Source organism: Burkholderia sp. BCC1047 (genome assembly GCF_902833155.1).
Taxonomy (GTDB): domain Bacteria; phylum Pseudomonadota; class Gammaproteobacteria; order Burkholderiales; family Burkholderiaceae; genus Burkholderia; species Burkholderia sola.
The window spans coordinates 102,722-123,177 of sequence record NZ_CADFEH010000011.1; the positions used below are offsets into that span (position 1 = coordinate 102,722).

The 20,456-nt window shown below is 63.0% G+C and carries 21 protein-coding genes; 15 read left to right on the forward strand and 6 right to left on the reverse strand.

Annotated features, from left to right (window positions below; all coding sequences use genetic code 11):
- Window positions 1–200 precede the first annotated feature (200 nt).
- The 3 genes from HWX55_RS14135 (at window position 201) to HWX55_RS14145 (ending at window position 3,286) form a co-directional block, all read left to right on the forward strand.
- On the forward strand, window positions 201–749 hold the full coding sequence (locus HWX55_RS14135; RefSeq protein ID WP_175976120.1) for an RNA polymerase sigma factor: 549 nt from the start codon (window positions 201–203) through the stop codon (window positions 747–749).
- 20 nt (window positions 750–769) lie between these two features.
- Complete coding sequence (locus HWX55_RS14140) at window positions 770–1,612, forward strand: anti-sigma factor (RefSeq protein ID WP_244140565.1); 843 nt, start codon at window positions 770–772, stop codon at window positions 1,610–1,612.
- A gap of 210 nt (window positions 1,613–1,822) precedes the next feature.
- Entirely contained in the window at window positions 1,823–3,286 is a 1,464-nt protein-coding gene (locus HWX55_RS14145; RefSeq protein ID WP_175976122.1) for a catalase, read from the forward strand.
- A gap of 169 nt (window positions 3,287–3,455) precedes the next feature.
- Here HWX55_RS14145 and HWX55_RS14150 read toward each other — a convergent pair whose 3' ends face one another.
- Entirely contained in the window at window positions 3,456–4,361 is a 906-nt protein-coding gene (locus HWX55_RS14150; protein ID WP_175976123.1) for a ketopantoate reductase family protein, read from the reverse strand.
- Between the two features lie 102 nt (window positions 4,362–4,463).
- On the reverse strand, window positions 4,464–4,613 hold the full coding sequence (locus HWX55_RS14155) for a hypothetical protein (RefSeq protein WP_175976124.1): 150 nt from the start codon (window positions 4,611–4,613) through the stop codon (window positions 4,464–4,466).
- Window positions 4,614–4,666: 53 nt separating this feature from the next.
- Between HWX55_RS14155 and HWX55_RS14160 the strand changes: the two genes are divergently transcribed.
- The 3 genes from HWX55_RS14160 to HWX55_RS14170 all read left to right on the forward strand — a co-directional run bounded on the left by HWX55_RS14160 (window position 4,667) and on the right by HWX55_RS14170 (window position 7,893).
- The gene (locus HWX55_RS14160; RefSeq protein WP_175976125.1) at window positions 4,667–5,959 is read left to right on the forward strand and encodes an MFS transporter; all 1,293 of its coding nucleotides are present in this window, start codon (window positions 4,667–4,669) and stop codon (window positions 5,957–5,959) included.
- A 144-nt stretch (window positions 5,960–6,103) separates the two neighbouring features.
- Window positions 6,104–7,021, forward strand: coding sequence for a LysR family transcriptional regulator (locus tag HWX55_RS14165; protein ID WP_175976126.1), 918 nt, complete (start codon window positions 6,104–6,106; stop codon window positions 7,019–7,021).
- A 122-nt stretch (window positions 7,022–7,143) separates the two neighbouring features.
- Window positions 7,144–7,893, forward strand: a complete 750-nt coding sequence (locus tag HWX55_RS14170) for an SDR family oxidoreductase (protein WP_175976127.1) — start codon at window positions 7,144–7,146, stop codon at window positions 7,891–7,893.
- Window positions 7,894–7,906: 13 nt separating this feature from the next.
- On the opposite strand, the gene tssE is transcribed toward HWX55_RS14170, so the two are convergent.
- From tssE to tssC, 4 genes are read right to left on the reverse strand one after another with little or no spacing between them, the layout of a single operon-like run.
- The gene (gene tssE / locus HWX55_RS14175) at window positions 7,907–8,338 is read right to left on the reverse strand and encodes a type VI secretion system baseplate subunit TssE (RefSeq protein ID WP_175976128.1); all 432 of its coding nucleotides are present in this window, start codon (window positions 8,336–8,338) and stop codon (window positions 7,907–7,909) included.
- Between the two features lie 12 nt (window positions 8,339–8,350).
- Window positions 8,351–9,013 carry a DotU/TssL family secretion system protein gene (locus HWX55_RS14180; RefSeq protein ID WP_175976129.1) on the reverse strand — a complete coding sequence of 221 codons (663 nt, stop codon included), beginning with the start codon at window positions 9,011–9,013 and terminating at the stop codon, window positions 8,351–8,353.
- Window positions 9,010–10,377: a type VI secretion system baseplate subunit TssK gene (gene tssK / locus HWX55_RS14185; protein WP_175976130.1), complete on the reverse strand. Its 1,368-nt coding sequence runs from the start codon at window positions 10,375–10,377 to the stop codon at window positions 9,010–9,012. The genes HWX55_RS14180 and tssK overlap by 4 nt, the downstream gene beginning before the upstream one ends.
- Window positions 10,378–10,433: 56 nt before the next feature.
- Complete coding sequence (tssC, locus tag HWX55_RS14190; RefSeq protein ID WP_244140566.1) at window positions 10,434–11,777, reverse strand: type VI secretion system contractile sheath large subunit; 1,344 nt, start codon at window positions 11,775–11,777, stop codon at window positions 10,434–10,436.
- 306 nt (window positions 11,778–12,083) lie between these two features.
- Here tssC and vgrG point away from each other — a divergent pair, with 306 nt between their 5' ends.
- The 9 genes from vgrG (at window position 12,084) to HWX55_RS14230 (ending at window position 20,449) form a co-directional block, all read left to right on the forward strand.
- On the forward strand, window positions 12,084–14,435 hold the full coding sequence (gene vgrG / locus HWX55_RS14195) for a type VI secretion system Vgr family protein (protein WP_175976184.1): 2,352 nt from the start codon (window positions 12,084–12,086) through the stop codon (window positions 14,433–14,435).
- Window positions 14,436–14,439: 4 nt separating this feature from the next.
- On the forward strand, window positions 14,440–15,285 hold the full coding sequence (locus HWX55_RS14200; RefSeq protein WP_175976131.1) for a DUF4123 domain-containing protein: 846 nt from the start codon (window positions 14,440–14,442) through the stop codon (window positions 15,283–15,285).
- A 23-nt stretch (window positions 15,286–15,308) separates the two neighbouring features.
- A complete protein-coding gene (locus HWX55_RS14205; RefSeq protein ID WP_244140567.1) occupies window positions 15,309–17,669 on the forward strand; it encodes a T6SS effector BTH_I2691 family protein in 2,361 nt (786 codons plus the stop codon).
- On the forward strand, window positions 17,666–18,001 hold the full coding sequence (locus HWX55_RS36095; protein ID WP_244140568.1) for a hypothetical protein: 336 nt from the start codon (window positions 17,666–17,668) through the stop codon (window positions 17,999–18,001). Before HWX55_RS14205 ends, HWX55_RS36095 begins: the two co-directional genes overlap by 4 nt.
- On the forward strand, window positions 17,998–18,321 hold the full coding sequence (locus HWX55_RS14210) for a hypothetical protein (protein WP_175976132.1): 324 nt from the start codon (window positions 17,998–18,000) through the stop codon (window positions 18,319–18,321). Before HWX55_RS36095 ends, HWX55_RS14210 begins: the two co-directional genes overlap by 4 nt.
- Complete coding sequence (locus HWX55_RS36100; RefSeq protein ID WP_244140569.1) at window positions 18,288–19,064, forward strand: DUF6708 domain-containing protein; 777 nt, start codon at window positions 18,288–18,290, stop codon at window positions 19,062–19,064. Before HWX55_RS14210 ends, HWX55_RS36100 begins: the two co-directional genes overlap by 34 nt.
- A gap of 13 nt (window positions 19,065–19,077) precedes the next feature.
- The gene (locus tag HWX55_RS14220) at window positions 19,078–19,554 is read left to right on the forward strand and encodes a hypothetical protein (RefSeq protein ID WP_175976133.1); all 477 of its coding nucleotides are present in this window, start codon (window positions 19,078–19,080) and stop codon (window positions 19,552–19,554) included.
- The gene (locus tag HWX55_RS14225) at window positions 19,515–20,129 is read left to right on the forward strand and encodes a DUF6708 domain-containing protein (RefSeq protein ID WP_244140570.1); all 615 of its coding nucleotides are present in this window, start codon (window positions 19,515–19,517) and stop codon (window positions 20,127–20,129) included. The genes HWX55_RS14220 and HWX55_RS14225 overlap by 40 nt, the downstream gene beginning before the upstream one ends.
- Before the next feature lie 68 nt (window positions 20,130–20,197).
- Window positions 20,198–20,449, forward strand: coding sequence for a PAAR domain-containing protein (locus tag HWX55_RS14230; RefSeq protein ID WP_175976134.1), 252 nt, complete (start codon window positions 20,198–20,200; stop codon window positions 20,447–20,449).
- The last annotated feature ends 7 nt before the right edge of the window (window positions 20,450–20,456 follow it).

A 20,456-nucleotide genomic window follows, 5' to 3' on the forward strand; every position in this document is an offset into this window, starting at 1 on the left:
CGCCGCCGACGCACGGCCGGCGCCCTGTGATCCGGCCTGTCGGGCGACACGCGACCGCGGATGGAATATCTGCGCCGTCCAGCTGTTTACGTGGGCTGTAGGGGTGTTGCCCGTTCAATTTCGCCTAAACCCATGGATACACATCAGATACGGCCGTTCGTCCGCGTCGGCCAGCTTGCACGTTGCGGAGATCGACGTCGATGACCGCGGCCGAACTGTCCGCCATGCTGCCCGCGATGCTTCCACGCCTGTGGACGTTCGCGCTGCGCCTCTCCGGCGATCGGCACGACGCGGAGGATCTCGTGCAGTGCGCGTGCGTGCGTGCACTCGAACGCGCGCATCAGTTGCGGCCCGGAACGGTACCGCTCAGCTGGATGTTCTCGATCGTGCAGTCCACCTGGCTCAACGAGCTTCGCGCGCGCAGCGTACGCCGGCGCTCGGGCATGGACTGGGACGACGACCTGCTCGAAACCATCTCCGATCCCGCCGCCCCGACACTGGAGCAGCAGGCGCTGGATGCGCAGATCGTCAGGGCCGTGCAGCAGCTGCCCGAAGCGCAGCGCGCGGTGATGTTGCTGGTGAGCGTGGAAGGACTCAGTTATAGCGAAGCGGCCGACGTGCTCGACGTGCCCATCGGTACGATCATGAGCCGGCTGTCGCGTGCTCGCCAGGCGATCGGTGCGCTGTTCGCCGATCGACCCGAACGACCCGTGAAAAGCGCGGCGAACAGTGAGGATCAGGGGGCTTGAAAATGGACGACGTCCTGCTCATGGCATACGTGGACGGAGCGCTCACGTCGCACCAGCGCGAGGAAGTCGACCGGGCGATCCGAACGTCGGTCGAGATCGCGACGCGGGTGGCCTTGCTCGAAGCATCGGTGTTGCCCTATCAGCGCGCGTTTCAGCGTCACCCATGGCTGCCGGTGCCGCAGAGTCTGATCCGGACGGTCGCCGACATCACGCACGCGCATGCGCCGCCGTCGGCGCGGCCGCTCGGCGGCGACGATCATCGGCGGGTATCGGGTCCAGCGCAGCCCGGCGTACGCGGGCGGCCGTCCACGCCGGTTCGCTCGCGCGTTCGCATGATGGCGCCGTGGCTCGCGGTCGCATTCGTCGCGGGCGCGTTCTGCAGCGCCGCCGTACTGCGCTTCGCGCCGCCACCCGCATCGGTGGTCGCGCGGGCGCGGATGTCGCCGTGGATCATGGCGGCCGTCAATTATCAGCGGCTCTATACGCGCGACACCGTTGCATTCGATTCGGCGAACTTCGCGGCCGCCGCGCAGACGATCGATACGATTCGCCGGGACGACGGACTGGGGATACGGATTCCGGACCTGCGCTCGGCCGGGCTGACGTTCAAGCGCATCCAGCGTCTGAACTTCAATCGCAAAACACTGGTGCAGATCGTCTATCTGCCCGACCAAGGCGCGCCCGTCGCGCTATGCGTGATGAAGGACGAGCGGCCCGACACCGTGCCCGACCGTCAGCAGGTCGGCAACATGGACGTCGTGACTTGGCGGCGCTCGGGAATCGCGTATGCGCTGATCGGCGCCCCCGACGATGCGGACCTCGGCGCGCTCGGCGTCCGGATCGCCGACAGCGAACGATCGTGACGGCCGGCGCGACGTGCATGGTGCAGCCGGCTGTCGACGGAACCCGGTACAAACCGATACAAGCCGGACAAACGCCGGATACGTCGTTCATTTCCAATCTATCCGTGGACGGCCTGACGGATGGCCGTCTGCACGACGCGCGATGCCCGCACCGACGGCGGATCGCGCGACCCATGAACTGAAATCACATACCGTTGGGGGAACCAGGACATGTCAGAGGATTCGATTCCGCGCGAAATTGCCCATGCGAACGGCGCGCCGGTCAGCAACAACGTCAACATCCAGACGGCCGGCGCGCGTGGTCCCGCGCTGCTGCAGGACGTCTGGCTGATCGAAAAGCTCGCGCACTTCGATCGAGAGGTGATCCCGGAGCGCCGCATGCATGCGAAGGGCGCCGGCGCATACGGGACCTTCACCGTGACGCACGACATTTCGCGGTACACGAAGGCGAAGCTCTTCTCCGAAATCGGCAAGCAGACGCCGATGTTCGTGCGCTTCTCGACGGTGGCCGGCGAGCGCGGCGCGGCCGATGCGGAGCGCGACATCCGCGGCTTCGCGCTGAAGTTCTATACCGAGGAGGGGAACTGGGATCTGGTCGGCAACAATACGCCGGTGTTCTTCTTTCGCGATCCATTGCGCTTTCCCGACCTCAATCATGCGGTCAAGCGCGACCCGCGCACCGGCATGCGCAGCGCGGAAAACAACTGGGATTTCTGGTCGCTGCTGCCCGAGGCGCTGCACCAGGTGACGATCGTCATGAGCGAGCGCGGCATTCCGCGATCGTACCGGCACATGCACGGGTTCGGCAGCCATACGTACAGCATGATCAATGCGCAGAACGAGCGGACCTGGGTGAAGTTCCATTACCGCTCGCAACAGGGCATCGAGAACCTGACCGACGCGCAGGCGCAAGCGCTGATCGCCCGGGACCGCGAAACCCATCAGCGCGACCTGTTCGACAGCATCGAGGCCGGCAATTTTCCGCGCTGGACGCTGTACGTTCAGGTGATGACCGACGCGCAGGCGAAAGCGTTTCGGTTCAACCCGTTCGATCTCACGAAGGTCTGGCCGAAGGCTGAATTTCCGCTGATCGAAGTCGGCGAATTCGAGCTCAACCGCAATCCCGACAATTTCTTCGCCGAGACGGAGCAGGCCGCGTTTTCGCCGGCGAACGTCGTGCCGGGCATCGGCTACTCACCGGACCGGATGTTGCAGGCGCGCCTGTTTTCGTACGGCGATGCGCAGCGATATCGGCTGGGCGTCAACTTCGCGCAGATCCCGGTGAACGCGCCGAAGTGCCCGTTCCACAGTTATCACCGCGATGGTGCGATGCGCACCGACGGCAATCTCGGCGCGGCGCCGTCGTACTGGCCCAACAGCAAGGGCGCGTGGTCGGACCGGCCGCAGCTCGACGAACCGCCGCTCGAGCTGAACGGCGCGGCCGCGCATTGGGATCATCGCGTCGACGATGATCACTATCAGCAGCCGGGCGACCTGTTCCGGCTGATGGATGCGCGGCAACGCCAGTGCCTGTTCGATACCACCGCACGGCAGCTTGCCGGCGTGTCGGCGGACATCCGGCAGCGCCACATCGACAACTGCTCGCGGGCCGATCCGGCCTATGGCGCGGGGATCGCCGCGGCGCTCGCGCGACTGGCTGGCGAACGCGAATAGCGGCGGGGATCGGCGCTGCGCGTTCGGCCGTGGCCGGCGTGCGGCAACGCGGCTGGCGGGCCGGTTCGACGCCCCGACAGCCGACGTCACGTCGCCGGTGGCCGCGCCGGCCGCGCGGCGCCGCTCGACCCGCCGCGGCGGTCGGCGACGCACGCGCGAACGCTGCCCGTCACGAACGCGCGGCCGTCTTTGCTTCCAGCATCTTCACGAGCAGATGGAGCGTCCGATTGACTGGCGTGTCGATGCCTGCCGCGCGCCCGCGCCGCACGACCGCGCCGTTCAGGTGATCGATCTCGCCGGGTCTGCCGCGCGCCAGATCCTGCGCCGTCGACGAATACTGGCCCGGCGGAATCGTCGCTTCGATGTGCTCGACGATCGCGGCCGGCTCGTCGGCGAAATGGACGCCTTCGGCCGCCGCGACGGCGATGCACTCGGCGACGGCGGCACGCATCGTTTCGCGCAACGCATCGCGATGCGGCATCTCGCCCAGCGGCAACTGCACGATCGCGGAAATCGCGTTGTACGCGCAATTGAGGATGAACTTGTGCCAGAGGGCCGCGTGCACGTCGTCGGCGATCCGGGTCGGAATGGCCGCTGTCCGTAGCACCTGCGCCAGCCGTTCGCTCGACGGCGACGCTTCGATCGCGAGATCGCCGCGGCCATGGTGCAGCAGATGCCCCGGGCCGGCCATCTCGCTGGCGACATAGACGGCCGCGCAAATCACAGGGCCAGCGATCTCCGCGCGCAGCACGGCCGCGTTGTCGACGCCATTCTGCAGACTGACCACGATCGCTTGCGGCGCGAGCACGCGGCTCAACGTGCGCGCGGCTTCCGCGGTATCGCCGGACTTCACGCACACGAACACCACGTCGGCCGATGCCGCGGCGTCGATGTCGGTCGACGCGTCGGCCGGCACGCGCCGGTCGAACGTGCGCGTCTGGACGCGCAGACCCCGGTCGCGAATCGCGTCGACGTGCAACGGACGACCAATGAAAACCACATCGTGGCCGTGCAGCGCCAGCATGCCGCCGAAGTAGCAGCCGACCGCGCCGGCGCCCAGAACCGCAAAACGCATGATTGCTCCAGGAGAAGGCGTGACCATGTCACGCAGGGGCGAGGCGCGCAAGCGGCAGGCTCGTGCGCCCTCCATCCTCATGGAACACGCGACGGCGGCCGTTTATTCCCGGCGTCGCACCGGATTCGCGACACGGCGCCCGACATTGCTCCGCCTGCAGGCCAGATGGAGGTTGCCGAGCGTGGCCTTGAACGGGTGCCGCGGAAAATCGACGCGCAATGGAATGACGTGGGGTGCCTGGGTGTTGTCCATCCGTAGCGCGTCATCGGGTTGGCGCGCGGTTCCCGATCCCGGACTTTCTCCAGATGAACTTTCCAGACTCGCTTCAGATTCCGGCTGTATCCCATCGCCCGCTGACCGGCCGCGATCACCGGACGCTCGCGCTCGCCGCGCTCGGTGGCGCGCTCGAATTCTACGATTTCGTGATTTACGTGTTTTTCGCGGCGGTCATCGGTCAATTGTTCTTTCCGCCATCGATTCCCGACTGGCTGCGCCAGCTGCAGACGTTCGGCATTTTCGCGGCGGGTTATCTCGCGCGCCCGCTCGGCGGCGTGGTGCTCGCGCACTTCGGCGATCTCGTCGGCCGCAAGCGCATGTTCACGTTGAGCGTGATGATGATGGCGCTGCCGACGTTGGCGATGGGGCTGCTGCCGACCTATGCGTCCATCGGCATTGCCGCGCCCGTGCTGCTGCTCCTGTGCCGGCTGTTGCAAGGGGCGGCGGTAGGCGGCGAGGTGCCTGGCGCGTGGGTGTTCGTGGCCGAACACGTGCCGCCGCGCCATGTCGGCTATGCGTGCGGCCTGCTGACCGGCGGCCTGACGCTCGGCATCCTGCTTGGCTCGCTGATCGCGTCGACGATCAATCATCGTTATTCGCCGGCGGAGATCGGCGCGTATGCGTGGCGACTGCCTTTCGTCGTCGGCGGCCTGTTCGGGATTGTGTCGGCGTTGCTGCGACGCTGGCTCGACGAGACGCCCGTCTTCGTCGAAATGAAGCGGAGCCGGTCGCTGACCCGCGAAGTGCCGCTGAAAGCCGTCCTGCGCGATCACGGGCGGGCCGTGCTGGTATCGATGATCCTCACGTGGACGCTCACCGCCGCGATCGTCGTCGTGATCCTGATGACGCCGACCCTCGTCGCCAGGCAATTTCACATCGCGCCCGCGCTTGCGCTGCAGGCCAATTCGGCCGCGACGTTCTGCCTGACGATCGGATGCATCGTCGCCGGTTCGATCGCGGGACGGTTCGGTACCGGCCGCACGATCTTCGTCGGCTGCCTGATGCTCGGCGCGTCGTACTGGCTGATGGCGTCGCAACTTGCCGTCGATCCGTCGCTGCTGTTGCCGCTTTACGCGCTATGCGGTTTCTGCGTCGGGGCGGTCGCGGCGATTCCGGTCGCGATGGTCCATGCGTTTCCGGCAGCCGTGCGCTTTTCCGGGATATCGTTCTCGTACAACGTCGCCTATGCGGTGTTCGGCGGTCTCACGCCGGTGTTCGTCTCGGTACTGCTGAAATCGCACCCGCACGCGCCGGAACTGTACGTGGGCGCGCTGTGCGTGGCGGGTGCGCTGACGGGCATCATGCTGCGGCCGGCACGGTAAGCGGCGCGCCGAAGCAATAGGGACAGGGAGATCCGGCGGTGACGACCGTTCGCGGCAGGCGGGCGGCGCAGCCGCGATCGCCCGATTGGACCGCGGCGCGCCAGTGCCTTACGATCCACGACATCCTCACCGTGGAGCGACTTCATGCTGTCCGAAGACGAACTGGCGCTACTCGACGCGATCCGCGCCACCGGCAGCCTGTCGCGGGCCGCCGCGCGGCTCGGCAAGGCGCCGTCGACGGTGTCGCACGCGGCGCGCCAGCTCGAAACGCGCTTCGACGCGCTGCTGTTCGACCGTCGCGGCTACCGGCTGCAGCTCACGCCGGCCGGACAATTGCTGGCCGACGAGGCGGCGCGGCTGGCGCTCGACGTCGCCCGGCTGACGCAGCGCGTGCGGCAGGTCGCGAGCGGCTGGGAGGACCGGCTGTGGATCGTCAGCGACGAGGTGCTGGAGTTCGATACGCTGCTGCCGGTCATCCGCGCGTTCGATGCGCTCGATTCGGGCGTGTCGCTGCGCTTCACGCACGAGGTGCTCGGCGGGACCTGGGAAGCGTTGCGCGACGGCCGCGCGGATCTGGTCGTCGGCGCGACCAACGAGCCGCCGGCGATTCCGGGCCTCAAGTGGTTCGAACTCGGCGCGATGGAGTGGGTGTTCGCGGTGTCGCCGCGCCATCCGCTGGCGTCCGTGGGCGGGGTGCTGACGCGCGACGCGATCGGTGCGCACCGATCGGTCGTCGTCGCCGATTCGTCGCGGCGCGCGGCCGGCCGCGCGTACGGGCTGCTCGGCGGGCAGGCGGTGCTCGCGGTGCCGTCGATGCGCGCGAAGATCCTTGCGCAGCGCGATGCGCTCGGCGTCGGCTGGGTGCCGCGCCGGCGCGTCGCGTCGCTGCTCGCGCGCGGCGAACTGGTCGAGAAACAGACAGCCGACCCGCGCGAGCCGAACCTGCTGTATGTCGCATGGCAGGACGACCGCGACGGCCGCGCGCTGCAATGGTGGCTGGAGCAATTGCGCGAGCCGCGGCTCGCGCAGCGGCTGCTCGACGGGATCGACGTCGTCGGCTGAACCCGCTCGCGCCAACATGTTCGATGTTTTCGAACATGTTCGTCGCGCCGGTCGTACGGCAAGGCCCGGCGCCGCGCGCATCCTGTGTTCACGGTCAACTCACCGGTTCACAGGAGAACATCATGCAACGCTTCGAAGGAAAGACGGTCCTCGTCACGGGCGGCAACAGCGGCATCGGCCTGGCGGCCGCCCGCGCATTCGCGGCCGAAGGCGCGCGGGTCATCATCACCGGGCGCGACGCCGGCACGCTGGAAGCGGCGCGCCAAACGCTCGGCGAAGGCGCGCTTGCGATTCGCAACGAAGCCGGCAGCGTCGCGTCGGCCCGTGCGCTGGCCGACGCGATCGCCGCCGCCGGCGTGCGGCTCGACGCCGTGTTCGTCAACGCGGGCGTCGCGAAACTCGCGCCGTTCGCCGACAGCGACGAAGCGATGTGGGATCTCGTGTTCAACACCAACGTGAAGGGCGCGTATTTCCAGATCCAGTCGCTGGTGCCGCTGCTGAACCGCGGCGCATCGATCGTGATCAACGGCTCGATCAACGCGCATGTCGGGATGCCCGGCTCGTCGGTGTACGCGGCGAGCAAGGCGGCCGTCAATTCGTTCGCGAAGACGCTGTCGACGGAACTGCTGCCGCACGGCGTGCGCGTGAACGTGGTGAGCCCCGGGCCCGTGCAGACGCCGCTGTACGGCAAGCTCGGGCTCGATGCGGCGACGCTCGACGCGACGGCCGACAAGATCAAGGGCCTCGTGCCGATCGGCCGGTTCGGCACGCCGGACGAAATCGCGTCGACGGTGCTGCACCTGAGCGCGCCGGAATCCGCGTTCATCGTCGGCGCGGAAATCATCGCGTCGGGCGGGATGGGGTTGCTCTGAGCGGTGAGGCGGGTCAGTACCGATCGTGTGCCGCCTGCAACATCCGCAGGCGCGTCTTACCGTCCGGCATGAAATTAGTGCCGAAGCGCACCAGGCCTTCCCGGTGCAAATGGCAAGCCATCGTGAAGCTGATCAGCATATCCGGTTCAGGTGGATGAATTTCGATTTCCACCTTCTTCAGGCGCGGCTCGTAGGCGAGCAGCGCCGTTTCGACCGCGCGTTGCAGCTTGTGTTCGGAGGATGGCAGATGTCGATATATCCCCGATAGATCATCGAGCCCATAGTCCGGAAGATGGGTGAGCGAGCCGCGCCGGCTGTTCAGAATGCGCTCGATGTTGTCGCGAACCGACAGGAATACCTGTACTTCCGCGGGGAAATCGCTCACGGCCGAACCGTCTGCGAAGTGTCCGGTGATTCGCTCGAACAACCCAGGGCCTACCCACATCGTCGTTCTCCTTCAATTCATGAGCCGGGCAATCGATGCGATGAACCACCGGTCGACCGCAAACCAGACGAATCCCGCCGAAACACACGACATCGCCACCCAGATTGGCCCAGAAATGCGCGGCGGTCGCGCGCCGGCATTGCTCACGACGATCGGTGCGACGAGCGTGTGATTGCCGTCGTCTGAGTGTGAGCGTCCCAGTTGCGCGTCGATGGAGCGAACAAGCTCCACGCGATCGATATCGCCGTTGATCGCAAACCGTCCGACGAAGCCGAGCGACAACACTGCCGCGAATATCGCGAGCAGCTCGTTGGCGGGTCGATCGTCGCACAAGCGGTGCCGGATACGGCGTACCAGTTCCTCGCCGGCATCGTTGCTAGAGAAATGCGTCACCTGAAGCGGTTCGCGCTCCCAGTCGTCGCGTGCCGTGCCGGTGAGGTGTTTCAACGCAGCTTCGTCGAGCAGTGCGCATTGTGCATACACTGCATCGTCGATTACGTCATCCGAAAGGCCGCGCGAATTCAATTCCGATCGCAGTTGTGCGATCTGCGCGTCGCATTGGTCGCGCAATGCCTGAAACGAAATGGATTCCAAGGCCAATGCGGTGACCGTGCGCGCCGTATCGCGTAGTGCAACGGGTAGTAAAGGATGAGTGGCGGCGGTCACCATGCTCATGATGGCAGCACCGCATACAGCTCAAGCGATACCTCCGAAATCGATGCCGGTACATAGATCTGGCACACGTGCGCGTCGATCATCCGCTTGAACGCGTCGATCATCCGCTTGAACGCGTCGTCATTGCTGTCCAGCGCGAAGTACTGGTTTTCGACCCGGACCGGAATCGCGGCCGGCACTCTAGGCATCGACCGCAATGCAATACCCCGCAGTGCCGAATTGACGATTTGCTCGACTTCGTCCGGCGCTCCGACCTTGCAAAGGCGCGGTACATGTTCGACGAGCGCATGCGCGGGCATGGCCGCCTGCACCGAAAGATAGTATTCCGCGCCTTCGGTCAGTCGTTCGTCATTGATTCGGCCCAGCCACGTCGTCGCGCGCACCCGTTCGAGCGCAATCGGTACGACTCGCGACGGAATAACGGCGTCGAGCAAGGTCCGAATCAGCGATTCGAGTTCGGCGAACATCGGCTCCGGTGCACGATGATCGTACAGTGGAATCGACTGGAGCGACTCCTTCGTGGAGAACGCGAGGAGTGCACCCGCGAGCCGCGCGAGAACCGTGTACAGCCGTTCGGGATGGTGGTCGGGCGCCTGGACGAGGCGGGCGAGTTCGGGCCACGCGCTGTTGACGCTGTGGAGCAGCCAAAACAGCGCAACATCGGACACGGCGAAATCCGCGATTTGATCCGAGCGTGCTTTCCGGCGCACTGCGAGACTCGCACTCTTGGCCGACAGAATGTCCGATAGACGCTGCGCGCGCTGCATGAGCCGATCGCTTGCCGACAGGAACAGACATGGCGGAACGAACGTCGCGTCAGGCTCGAATTGCCCTTGCGGCGTGCGAACGAGTCGCGCGATCGCACAGGTCACGTAGTCGCCAGCATGCTCGAAGTCGAACAGCAGTGTCACCACGTTACGCTCGACGCTGATTTCTTCCTGACCGTCCCCGTTCAGATCGGCGACCTGTTTGTACTCGCGCGTAACGCGACGGGGGCGTGCCGTTTTTTCACCGGGTTCGATGCAGTTGCCGCCCTGTGCATCCAGTAGTGCCAGGCCGACCAGCACAGTCACCGTTTCCACTGCTGCAGGCACGTCTTCAAGACTGCGCGAGGCGGGAAGCCAGTCGGCGGTTTCGGTGTCGACCAGCGTGCCGTCGGGCAGCCGCAACGACAGGGCCGTGCACTGCAGACGATCGACGCTCAATGCCTGGACGTCCAGCGCCGTACGCACCACGCCCCATGCATCGGGACTCGCGATGCGCGCAATTCGGTCGTGGGCGTATTGTTCCCATATCGCCTGCTGCTGGAAGTGCTGCGGCGTCATGAAAATCCCCTTGGCCCACAGCGGTCTGGTTATCTTCATCTTGTTGACTGATTCGAAATTAAAGTTGCGGCATGAAAGCGCGCATGGGGCGCATGTCACTGTTTCGCCTTCGGCATTTGCGAAATCAGGGAAAGGTTGATGTCGACGCCTTCCACCTGAAAATGCGGAACGATAAAGAGCTTGATTCGAAAGAAGCCCGGATTGTCCTCAATATCCTGGACGGAGACGCTTGCTTCACGCAGCGGGTGGGCGGCCTGAAGATCGTCGCCGGGATCAGTCATTTCCGTGACGAGCGATTTGACCCACGTGTTCAATTCAAGCTCGAGCAATCGGCTGTCCCGGGTCGTACCGATGTTCTCGCGCTGGATCAGTTTCAGGTAGTGAGCGATGCGTGACAGCAGGAAGACGTACGGGAGGCGGGCATTGATACGGCTGTTCGCCGATGCGCCACGCGGGTCGGACACGCGCGGATGCTGTGCCGAGTGTGCGGAAAAAAAGCACGCTTGATCGTGATTTCCGGTGGTCGAAAGCGGAATCAGTCCTATATCGGCAAACGCGTGCTCGCGTGTTTCGGGGATCAGCGCTTCGGTGGAAATCTTGCCGAGTCGTCCCGCACCGAGATCGTATCGATGCATCGGAATATCCTCGATCAGGCCGCCCGCCTGCGGGCCGCGAATCTGCACGCACCAGCCGTTACGCACAAAGCTGCGCATGATGTTGACTGCGAGCGCGAAGGCCGCGCTTGTCCAGAGGTAAGCGTTTCGCCCGGCTTCCCGCACGTTCTCGGTGTAGTTGAATACGCGCACGGGCGTCGTATCGGGTCCGTACGGCAGGCGCACGAGGAAGCGCGGCATCGTCAGCGCGACGTAGCGTGCATCTTCGGTTTCACGAAAGTTCTTCCATTTCAGATACTCGGCTCGCTCGAACCAGGTCGGCAGGTCGCGGATGCCGGTGACTGCCTCCATCGACGGTTTGTCGAAGAAAGCGGGCGAGACTGCGCCGATAAATGGCATGTGGGCCGCCGCAGCCACTTTCGAGATATTGCGCAATAGCGCGATGTCCGGTGCGCGATGATCGAATTCGAACGCCGAGATAATCGCGGCGATGGGCTGCCCGCCCGGCATGTCGTACTCGCCGACATAGGTGAGCCTGAACAAGCCGCTCTGGATGATATCGGGCGCATCGTCGAAATCGTGATGGAGCGCTTCCTTGGAAACGTCGAGGACTTCGATGCTGACGTTTTGACGAAAATCGGTGCGATCCACCAGAAACTTCAAGCCGCGCCAGGTCGATTCGAGTGCCTGGAACGCGGGATGATGCAGGACGGCATCGAGTTGCCGGCCGAGTTGCTCGTCGAGGTCGGCGAGGCACCAGTCGAGCACGTCCGAGCGTGCGCAGGTTGCTGAATTCGCATCGACGCGTGCATGCACATCGGACATTTCGACGGCTTTGGTGTACGGGTCGACTGGAAAGCCTGGACTCATTGGGCGTTGAACGAGATGCGGCCGAAAATCGGCGAAGTGCGACGTATAACACGGTAAACATCTCAAAAACAGCGTCATTCGTGAACGACTGTTACGTTTCGGTCAAATACAACAATTCGCCGGAATAAAGGAATCGAGCCCTTCCCGAGTCGGGGCGCGAGCGGCTATCTTTCGTCGCTCAATCCACGCATTGCACGCGCTCAAAAACGTTGTAGAGGGAATAAGTGTGTAGCAGTGCTATATGGAGACGGGGTTTCGAATATGGTGGATCTGTTTGACGAGACGCAGCGCTCCGTTTCGAGCCTGATGGTGGTGTCGGGACGTCAGGCGTATTTCCTCGATGTGCCCGGTACCGACTCCGCTACGGCGCTGTCCGTGGTGTCCGTGCATGCAACCGAGCGGATGGGGGAGCCGACCGAAGTACGGATCGTGCTCACGCATCCGCAGCGGCTCGCGCGTGCCGATTATCTGAATCGCGATGCGGCCTGCACGATCGTTCCGGAAGCGGGCGCGCCTCGTCGTTTCTCCGGCTTCGTTGCCCGCTTCTCGACGCTGCAGACCACACGCGACTTCATCCGGTACGAAGTGGTGCTCAGATCCCACTTCGCACGTCTGGAAGCCGTCAGCACCAGCCGGATCTACCAGCACCAGACCACGCCGCAGATCATCGAGGCGGTGCTGCGCAGTCACGGCCTTGACGGTCACCAGTTTGCGTTCCGGCTGCGCCGCGAATATCCGCAGCACCTGTTCCGTTTCCAGTATCGGATCGACGACCTGTCGTACGTGCGGATGCTGATGCAGAAGGCCGGTATCTACAGTTATATCGTCGAGACCGAGCATGGCGATCAAGTCGTGTTTGCCGACGATGTCGACCACTATCAGTGGAATCCGCATCTGGCCGTCGCGTATCGCGAGGCGGCGGGGCTCGAGGCGGCCGGCACGGAGGCGGTGACGGCGCTCGAGGTGCACGCCGTGACGGTACCGCAATCGTTTTGCGTCGCCGACTACAACCCGGAGCAGGCTTGGGAGCGCTTCAAGGACGAGGCCAACGTCGCGCCGCAGGACTCGACCACCTACGGCCAATCGTACGTGTACGGTACGCATCACCTCGATCAGGCCGGCGCGAAATGGGAAGCGCGGCTGCGTCATGAGGCGGCACTCGCCTGGCAAGTCGTGTACGAAGGCGAGACGAATGTGCTCGCGTTGCAGCCCGGTCGCGTGCTGAACCTGGACACGGCGCTGCCCGATGCGCCCGACGGGCAGGTCGTTGTGGAGGTGACGCACAGCGGAGCACGCGATCGCGCTTATACGAACCAGTACAAGGCGATCCCCGCCAACCGGCGCTTCCGGCTCAAACTCGAGGTGGACGCATGGCCGACGATAGCCGGCACGTTGAGCGCGCGCGTGACTTCGCCGGACAAATACAAGTACGCGTATCTGACCGCAGCGGGTTACTACACTGTGCGGTTCGACGTCGATTTCGCCGCTTGGCCATCCGGCGGCGAGAGCGTGCCGCTGCGGCTGGCCAAACCGTTCGCGGGCAAGCTGCAGACGGGTTTTCACTTCCCCGCGCTCGACAACGACGAAGCCGTCGTTTCGTTCCGGGATGCAGACCCGGACAAACCCGAGATCATCGGCTTCCATCACCACGGTCAGGCACGGGACCTGGTGACGAGCGACCGTCGTTGGTTGTCGCGCAACGTGATCCGCACGCAGGCGAACAACAAACTGCGAATGGAGGACTGGGCCGGACAGGAAGGCATCAAGCTCAGCACCGAACACTCGGGGAAATCGCAATTGAACCTCGGCTATCTGGTGAACCAGCAGCTCGAGTGCAGGGGCGAGGGCTTCGAGTTGCGCACGTCGGCCTACGGCGCGATAAGGGCGGGGCGCGGGTTGTATTTCTCGTCGATCGACCGTCCGAACGCAACGGGCTCGCAGCTCGACATGAAGGAAGCGCTGCAGCAGCTCGAGGCCGCGCAATCGCAAATGCAGCAACTGACCCAGGCGGCGCTGAGCGCGCAGGCGGACGCCGCGGATGCCCGGGCGATGAGCGACGTGCTGCAGAACCAGATCAAGGATCTCCAGCAGGCCGTCATGCTGTTGTCCGCCAGCGCGTCGATTGCCGTGACGTCGCCGGAGACGATCCAGCACAGCGCCGGCGCGAATCTCACGCTGACGGCCGGCCAAAACGCCGATATCGGTGTCGTGCGCAAATTCACCGTGGCGGCGGGCGAGCTGATCAGTCTTTTCGCCAGGAAGGCGGGCATCAAATTGTTCGCCGGCAAGGGGAAGGTCGACATCCGGGCGCTGGAGGACGAAATCGCGCTCAGCGCGTTGAAGGATGTCAGCGTAACCAGCACCAACGGCAAGCTGGTCCTCACTGCAAAGGACGAGGTATGGATCGGGGCCGGGGGCTCCTATATCAAGATCAACGGTAGCCGCATCGAGAATGGCACCGCCGGCGACATTATCGAGAAATGTGTGTCGTGGGACATCGATTCGTCCGGAAGTTCGACGCGCACCGTCGCGCTGGGCGCTATCGAGGATTGCGACATGTCCCGGCAGACCGCCGCGTCGCGCCATGAAGCGCTCGTCCCGATGGATGCGTAACGCCATGGAACGTATCCAGCTTGATCGACGTGCGCTCGAACGTTGCGGCTATGCCGTCATCGATCCGCGGCAGGTGGATTCCCCGCTCCTGAAACGCTTTTCGCCGGAATCGCTGGCACCGGCAACCCATGCCGACCGCGCGTCTCGCCTGCCATCCGTTCTGCGCCTGGATGCGCTCGGCGCTACCGAGCGCGATGAGCTGTTCGTCGAGGTGATGGAGCGCGATTCGGACGGTGAGGAACCGCTGTTCTGTTTACTGCTCGAGAGCCCGAATACGCCGGGCAGCGTCATTCGCCATCTGCAACGCGTGACGATCGTTCATTCGCCGGCGGAGCGCAAGCCATACCACCTTCGATATCACGACGCGTACACGCTGATGCAACTGCGCTGGATACTGGACGAGGATCAGCAGAAGACGCTGATGGGGCCTGCGTCTGCGTGGCTGTTTCCGCTCGAACATTGGTGGCGGCTGCAGCCCGACGAGCACGCTTCGGCGACGCCGGCCCTGCGACTGCGCGACGATCAATGGCGGCAATTGCAGCGGGTGGGCCGGGTGAACGTGGTGCTGGAGCGGCAGCGTACCCCGGCAGAACAACTCACCGCGTTGGGCCGACGGCTCGACCCATGGTTGGCGTCTGCCGAGTCGTTCGCGTTGACCGACGAGGAAGACGCGATCGCCTTTGCAATGCAAGGCATCACACGTCATCCCGAATTCCATCGTCATCGCGTCATCGTGCGCATCCTCGCGCAATGCGACGGGAATCCACGGCGTTACAGCCGCCTGACGTCAGCGCTCGGCGAGGCCGACTGGCAGCGCATTGCCGCCGACTTGTCCATAACCTCCGCCTGATTCACTTACCTCATCGCGTGCCCATGACGCTTCCACCCTGTCCGTTCTGTGAAAAACAAGGCTTGCCGATCCTGCTTGCGCGCTACGGTATCGCGCCCGAGAAAGCATTCATGGCGAGGCCGGGGAGGCCGCCCGTTACGCGGCCCGCGCCGAAGGCCGCCTCCTCCGTCGGCGACCCGACGCCGACCATCGCGCTCGGCAGGACCGCCGAAGCGCATTACACCGTTCGGAGCCTGCGGGGCGGCTATGTCTACGTCTATTACGAAGTCGGCAAATCGTGGGAGGCCTATGCCGTCGATGACGAAGGAAAGCTGGCGCAGGTGTCGGTCGACAGTTACATGCCGCCGGACGTGAAGCCGTTTCATCAGGGCTGCATGCAGAACATGCAGAAGGTGGCGAGCGCCGCGCTGGTCACCATTCGCGACCCGAAGACCGCGGGCAAGGTCTGGTTCGGTTTTTCCGACGCGTGGTGGACGCCCGCGGTCCGCAAGGACAACGAGTCGGTGGAGATTCGTCGGCAGCACATGCGGTGCATCGACGTTCAGGGCTGGTACAACGACGGTCGGCCCGCGAAGGCCCCGCCGCACGCCAGCACCGTTGCCAACGTCGATTCGGTCGTCGCCGATTACGCGATGTCGGACGAGGACAGCCGGCGCCTGTTTTTCTGGAATCCGTTCCCGACGTTGAGACAGCGCTCGCTGCAGGCACCGCGCGCCATCGCGCTGAAGGCCGAATCGCAGCGGTTGCTGAAGGACAAGGGGCTGATTGTCGTACTGGACGATCCCGTGGCCATGCTGCAGGAAATTTCGTCGTATATCGACAAACGCTGGTCGAGCTTCGTATCGCAGGACGATGTGGAAGATCCGGTCCATCCGGATCAAACATGGCATCGCAAATCCGTGCTCAGTTCGTGTCTCGAAACGCTCAAGTTGCACGTCGAGCGGGAGGCGGAGGCGAGTGTCTACGCCGACGCGAGGCAGGCGCGACGAGACGTCGAATGGATCGATGGCGGCGACGGCAAGCGCGTGTACAACATGGGGCTGCTGTTTCCGGAATACCGGAAGGCAGCGAAACCGATTCTCGATGAAAAGGTCACGCAGGCGCAGCTCGAACGCGCTCGCACCGAGCGCTGGGGAGCGTACGCGAAGCTGTTCGACGGTGCGCAACGCAACGCATTCGAAGAGCGGTATGCGAAGGCGTCCGCGCTGCACGACGCGCAGTACACCACGCCGCTCGCGATCGCACATGCCGCCTGGCTTCGGAGCGCGAAGCTGCGCGCGGTGCTCGACCACCATTTCGACATGCGCGACATCAATAGCGGCGCTGCTTTCTCGGGTGTGGCGCTGTCGTGCATTCGCGGGACGGGCGGTTTGGGTGCGTGCATGAATGTCTATCGGGACTGGTTCGACGAAGCGGTCGAGAAAAGCCCGTTGTGGCGGGCGCTGAATCTGAATCATGAACCGCTGCTGCGCGCGGTGGACGAGGCGTCGAGCGGTTCGAGCGCGCCATTCACCGGTCCGGACGACTGGACGAACCTGTCCGTCGTTTATTCCGCGGCTGCCAGCAAGATCAGAGAGGTCGGTGCGGCGGTTGGCGCAACCGGCGTGAGGCGCAACGCGGTCATGAGTTCCGATGTCCTGCCGGCGTTGCTGCAGGAACTGGGAACGCTGCCCACGAACATGATGCAGAAAGGCGGCAAGGCCGGTGCGGCGATGCTCGCGACGCTGGGCATGCGCGGCGGGCAGCCGATTCGTCGGGTGCAGGTCGCCGGGACGCGGCGCGATCTGTACAAGAGCGTGCTCGAGGTGATTCTCAAGTCTCAGGCGGGGCGCGCGATTTCGCTGGGTCACCTGCAGTACTCGCTGGCCGATCAGTTGCGCACGTTCGAGATCGAAGGGGTGCCGCTGGACGAAAAGGTCCGGTTCTGGAGCGTGGTATTCGACGAGGACGCGCAAGCCGGTCTGGCGAAAGGGCGTGTGCCGGCGGCGCAGCGTGGCGACGCGCTGGGCAAGACGGTGAAGGTGATTGGCGTCGACAAGTTTACGGCGGGAACGATCGGGAAAGTGATCGAATCCGCCGCGCATCCCGGCGCACTGGCGGGTGTGGGATTGACGCTGGCGCTCGTGGGGCTGACGCAGGCGGCGAGCGCGGATGCATCGATGAAGCACCTGCGGACGCGAGCGACGCTGAAGATCGCGGCGCTGTATAGCGCCGGGGCGGGGAGCTTGCTGGAACTGGTGCGGGTAGGGGCGCGGGCGGCGGCGGGGAGAAGGATTCCGATGCTCAGTTCGTGGCTGGGGGCGCGGTTGGGGCAGAAGGGTTTTCTGATCTGGGAAGGGTTGGGGGCGTTGCGGGTGGGGTGGGGACGATTATTTTGGGTGTGATTGATCTCGAAAATGCGCGTGAGGCGGCTCGGCGAAAACAAGTGGGTATGGTGATTTTATATCGGATAAATGCGGCGGCCGAGATTTACGTTGGATTTTACTCGGCCGCAGCAGGAATTAATCTAATTTTTAGGCTGGGGTTTGTCTTCGCTAATTTTAATCCGATTGTTTTTGGGCTTACTGCGATTATCTTGACTGTCAGTGTTGTTATTGAAATTGAGAAAGATCCGCCGACAATGGATTGGTTGCGCCAATGTTTGTGGGGAGGTGAGGGAAATTACAAAGACACACGTGATGAAATAGAAAATTTCTACAAGGCATTGAACGGATGAAGAGCTGGATGGCGTGGTTGTCGGTGCGCAACAATGGCATGGTTATGTCGGGGCGATACATGAATGAACCGGCATGGACTCCGAGCGAGCAGTTCAATCAGACGTTGCTTGAGAAGGAGCGCCGAAATAAAGCTACTCCTTGCACGCTTGGTAGCATTATTTCATTCAATGAAAATTATATGGATGTAGTTGACTGGGCCTATCAGAAGATTGGGCCGTTTGAAATTCTTTGGGCATTTGGTATGCTTTTTCTGCCCTTGGGGGGGCTTCGATTACCTGGATCTTCATGTCTGATCCGTTGCCAGACGGCATATATATGAAGGTTTTTTTGGCAATGATAATGCTGAATATATTTGATTTTCCATTTCTTCTTTGGTTTGGTCGAATTCTGTACAACACACTCACCGGTTACACGCATTATCCGGTTCGCCTAGATCGGAAGAGCCAGATGGTACATGTATTCCGTCACAACGGAGAAGGTGGTGTGAGTAGTTATCGCTGGCGCGACATTACGTTCGGGATGATCGGCGGTGGCGCCTTACAGCGAGGCTACGTTCAAGGGGTAACGGCGGGCTATGTGCGACGCCCTGATGGCAGCTACGACTACTTCCGCTTAGGCGTGATGTGGCCAACCGAGGAAGGGATGTGCGGTCAATGGGAATACTTCAGGCGCTATATGGAAGAGGGTCCCGACTCGCTGCCCGAGCCTGAAATCCTGTTGCCAATCGAAAACAAGCGCGAATCGTTTCGCATGGGCGCGCAGTTGTGCTGGTTTCTGGCCGGCCCAATGCTCGGCCCGGCGATCTTTCTCGCGCCGCTGACCGTCCCCGGCAGCCTGTTGCGCTGGTTCATCATGAATGTCACACGTCGCCTGCCGCGCTGGCCGCAGCACATTGTGGACGCCTGTCCGATTTCTCCCGACGACAAATATGCGCACAAGCCCGCCAAGTCGTTGGACGTATCTCTGGACTTGGCATTCTTCGTGACCGCCGGTGTACTGGCACTCGACGCCGTGTTGATTTGGTGGTTCGTGGACTGGCTGTCGCAGCCGGGCTATCACTGAAGGGGATGAACGGATGAAACCCTGGATGGCATGGTTGCTGGTACGGAACAACGGCGTTGTGATGTCGGGTCGATATTTGCGTGAACCGGCGTGGACGCCGAGCGAGCTATTCAAGCAGTCGTTGCTTGAACAAAATCAACGAACTGGTGTCGAGGCGTGTACGCTTGGTAGCGTCATTTTGTTTAACGAAAGTTACATGGAAGTGACTGATTGGGCCTATCAGAAGGTCGGTCCGATTGAGGTCATTTTGATGGTGGTGATGCTGGCGCCAATGTCATTTTTATTGTTTATTATTCTGAATGCTTGTTCAGGATTGGATAGAGACCCGTTGTTTTATAATTCTGTGGCGACTATTTTTTGCCTTCCTTTCATCATCTGGTTCGGTCGAATTCTATTCAAGACGTTTACGGGATGTACCCATTATCCCGTTCGTCTAGATCGGAAAAGCAGATGGTTCATGTATTCCGCCATAACGGGGAAGGCGGTGTGAGCCGTTACCGTTGGCGCGACATTACCTTCGGGATGATCGGCGGAGGGGCCTTGCAGCAAGGCTATGTCCCGGGCGTGATGGCGGGCTACGTGCGACGTCCCGACGGCAGCTATGACTACTTCCGCTTAGGCGTGATGTGGCCGACCGAAGAGGGGATGCGTGGGCAATGGGAATACTTCCGTCGCTATATGGAAGAAGGCCCCGACTCGCTACCCGAGCCTGAAATCCTGCTGCCGATCGAAAACAAGCGCGAATCGTTCCGCATGGGCGCGCAATTGTGCTGGTTCCTGGCCGGCCCAATGCTCGGCCCGGCGATCTTCCTCGCGCCCTTGACCGTCCCCGGCAGCCTGTTGCGCTGGTTCATCATGAACGTCACGCGTCGGCTGCCGCGCTGGCCGCAGCACATCGTCGACGCCTGTCCGATTTCTCCCGATGACAAATATGCGCACAGGCCGGCCAAGTCGTTGGACGTATCTCTGGACCTTGCCTTCTTCGTGACCGCCGGTGTGCTGGCACTCGATGCCGTATTGATTTGGTGGTTCGTCGACTGGCTATCGCAGCCGGGCTATCACTAAGCTGTTTTCAGCGCACATGCGCCATCATTCGTGAAACTAAATAATTTATTCAAAGAAGGGGAAAAACGATGTTCGATGCAATTCGTCTTGGCGACGCGACGGATCACGGCGGCAAGGTCGTCAGCGCGTCGTCGAACATGCGGATCGACGGTCGTTGCGTCGCCCGAAAAGGCGACAGGGTGACGTGTCCGAAGCATCCGGACGTCAGCCCCAATCTGATCGTCGACGGATTCGAGCAGGGGACGAACAATGGCATGCCGGTCGCCCGTCATGGCTATCGGGCGACATGTGGTTGTCGTCTGATCTCGAGCCTGCGTTGATGGCCGC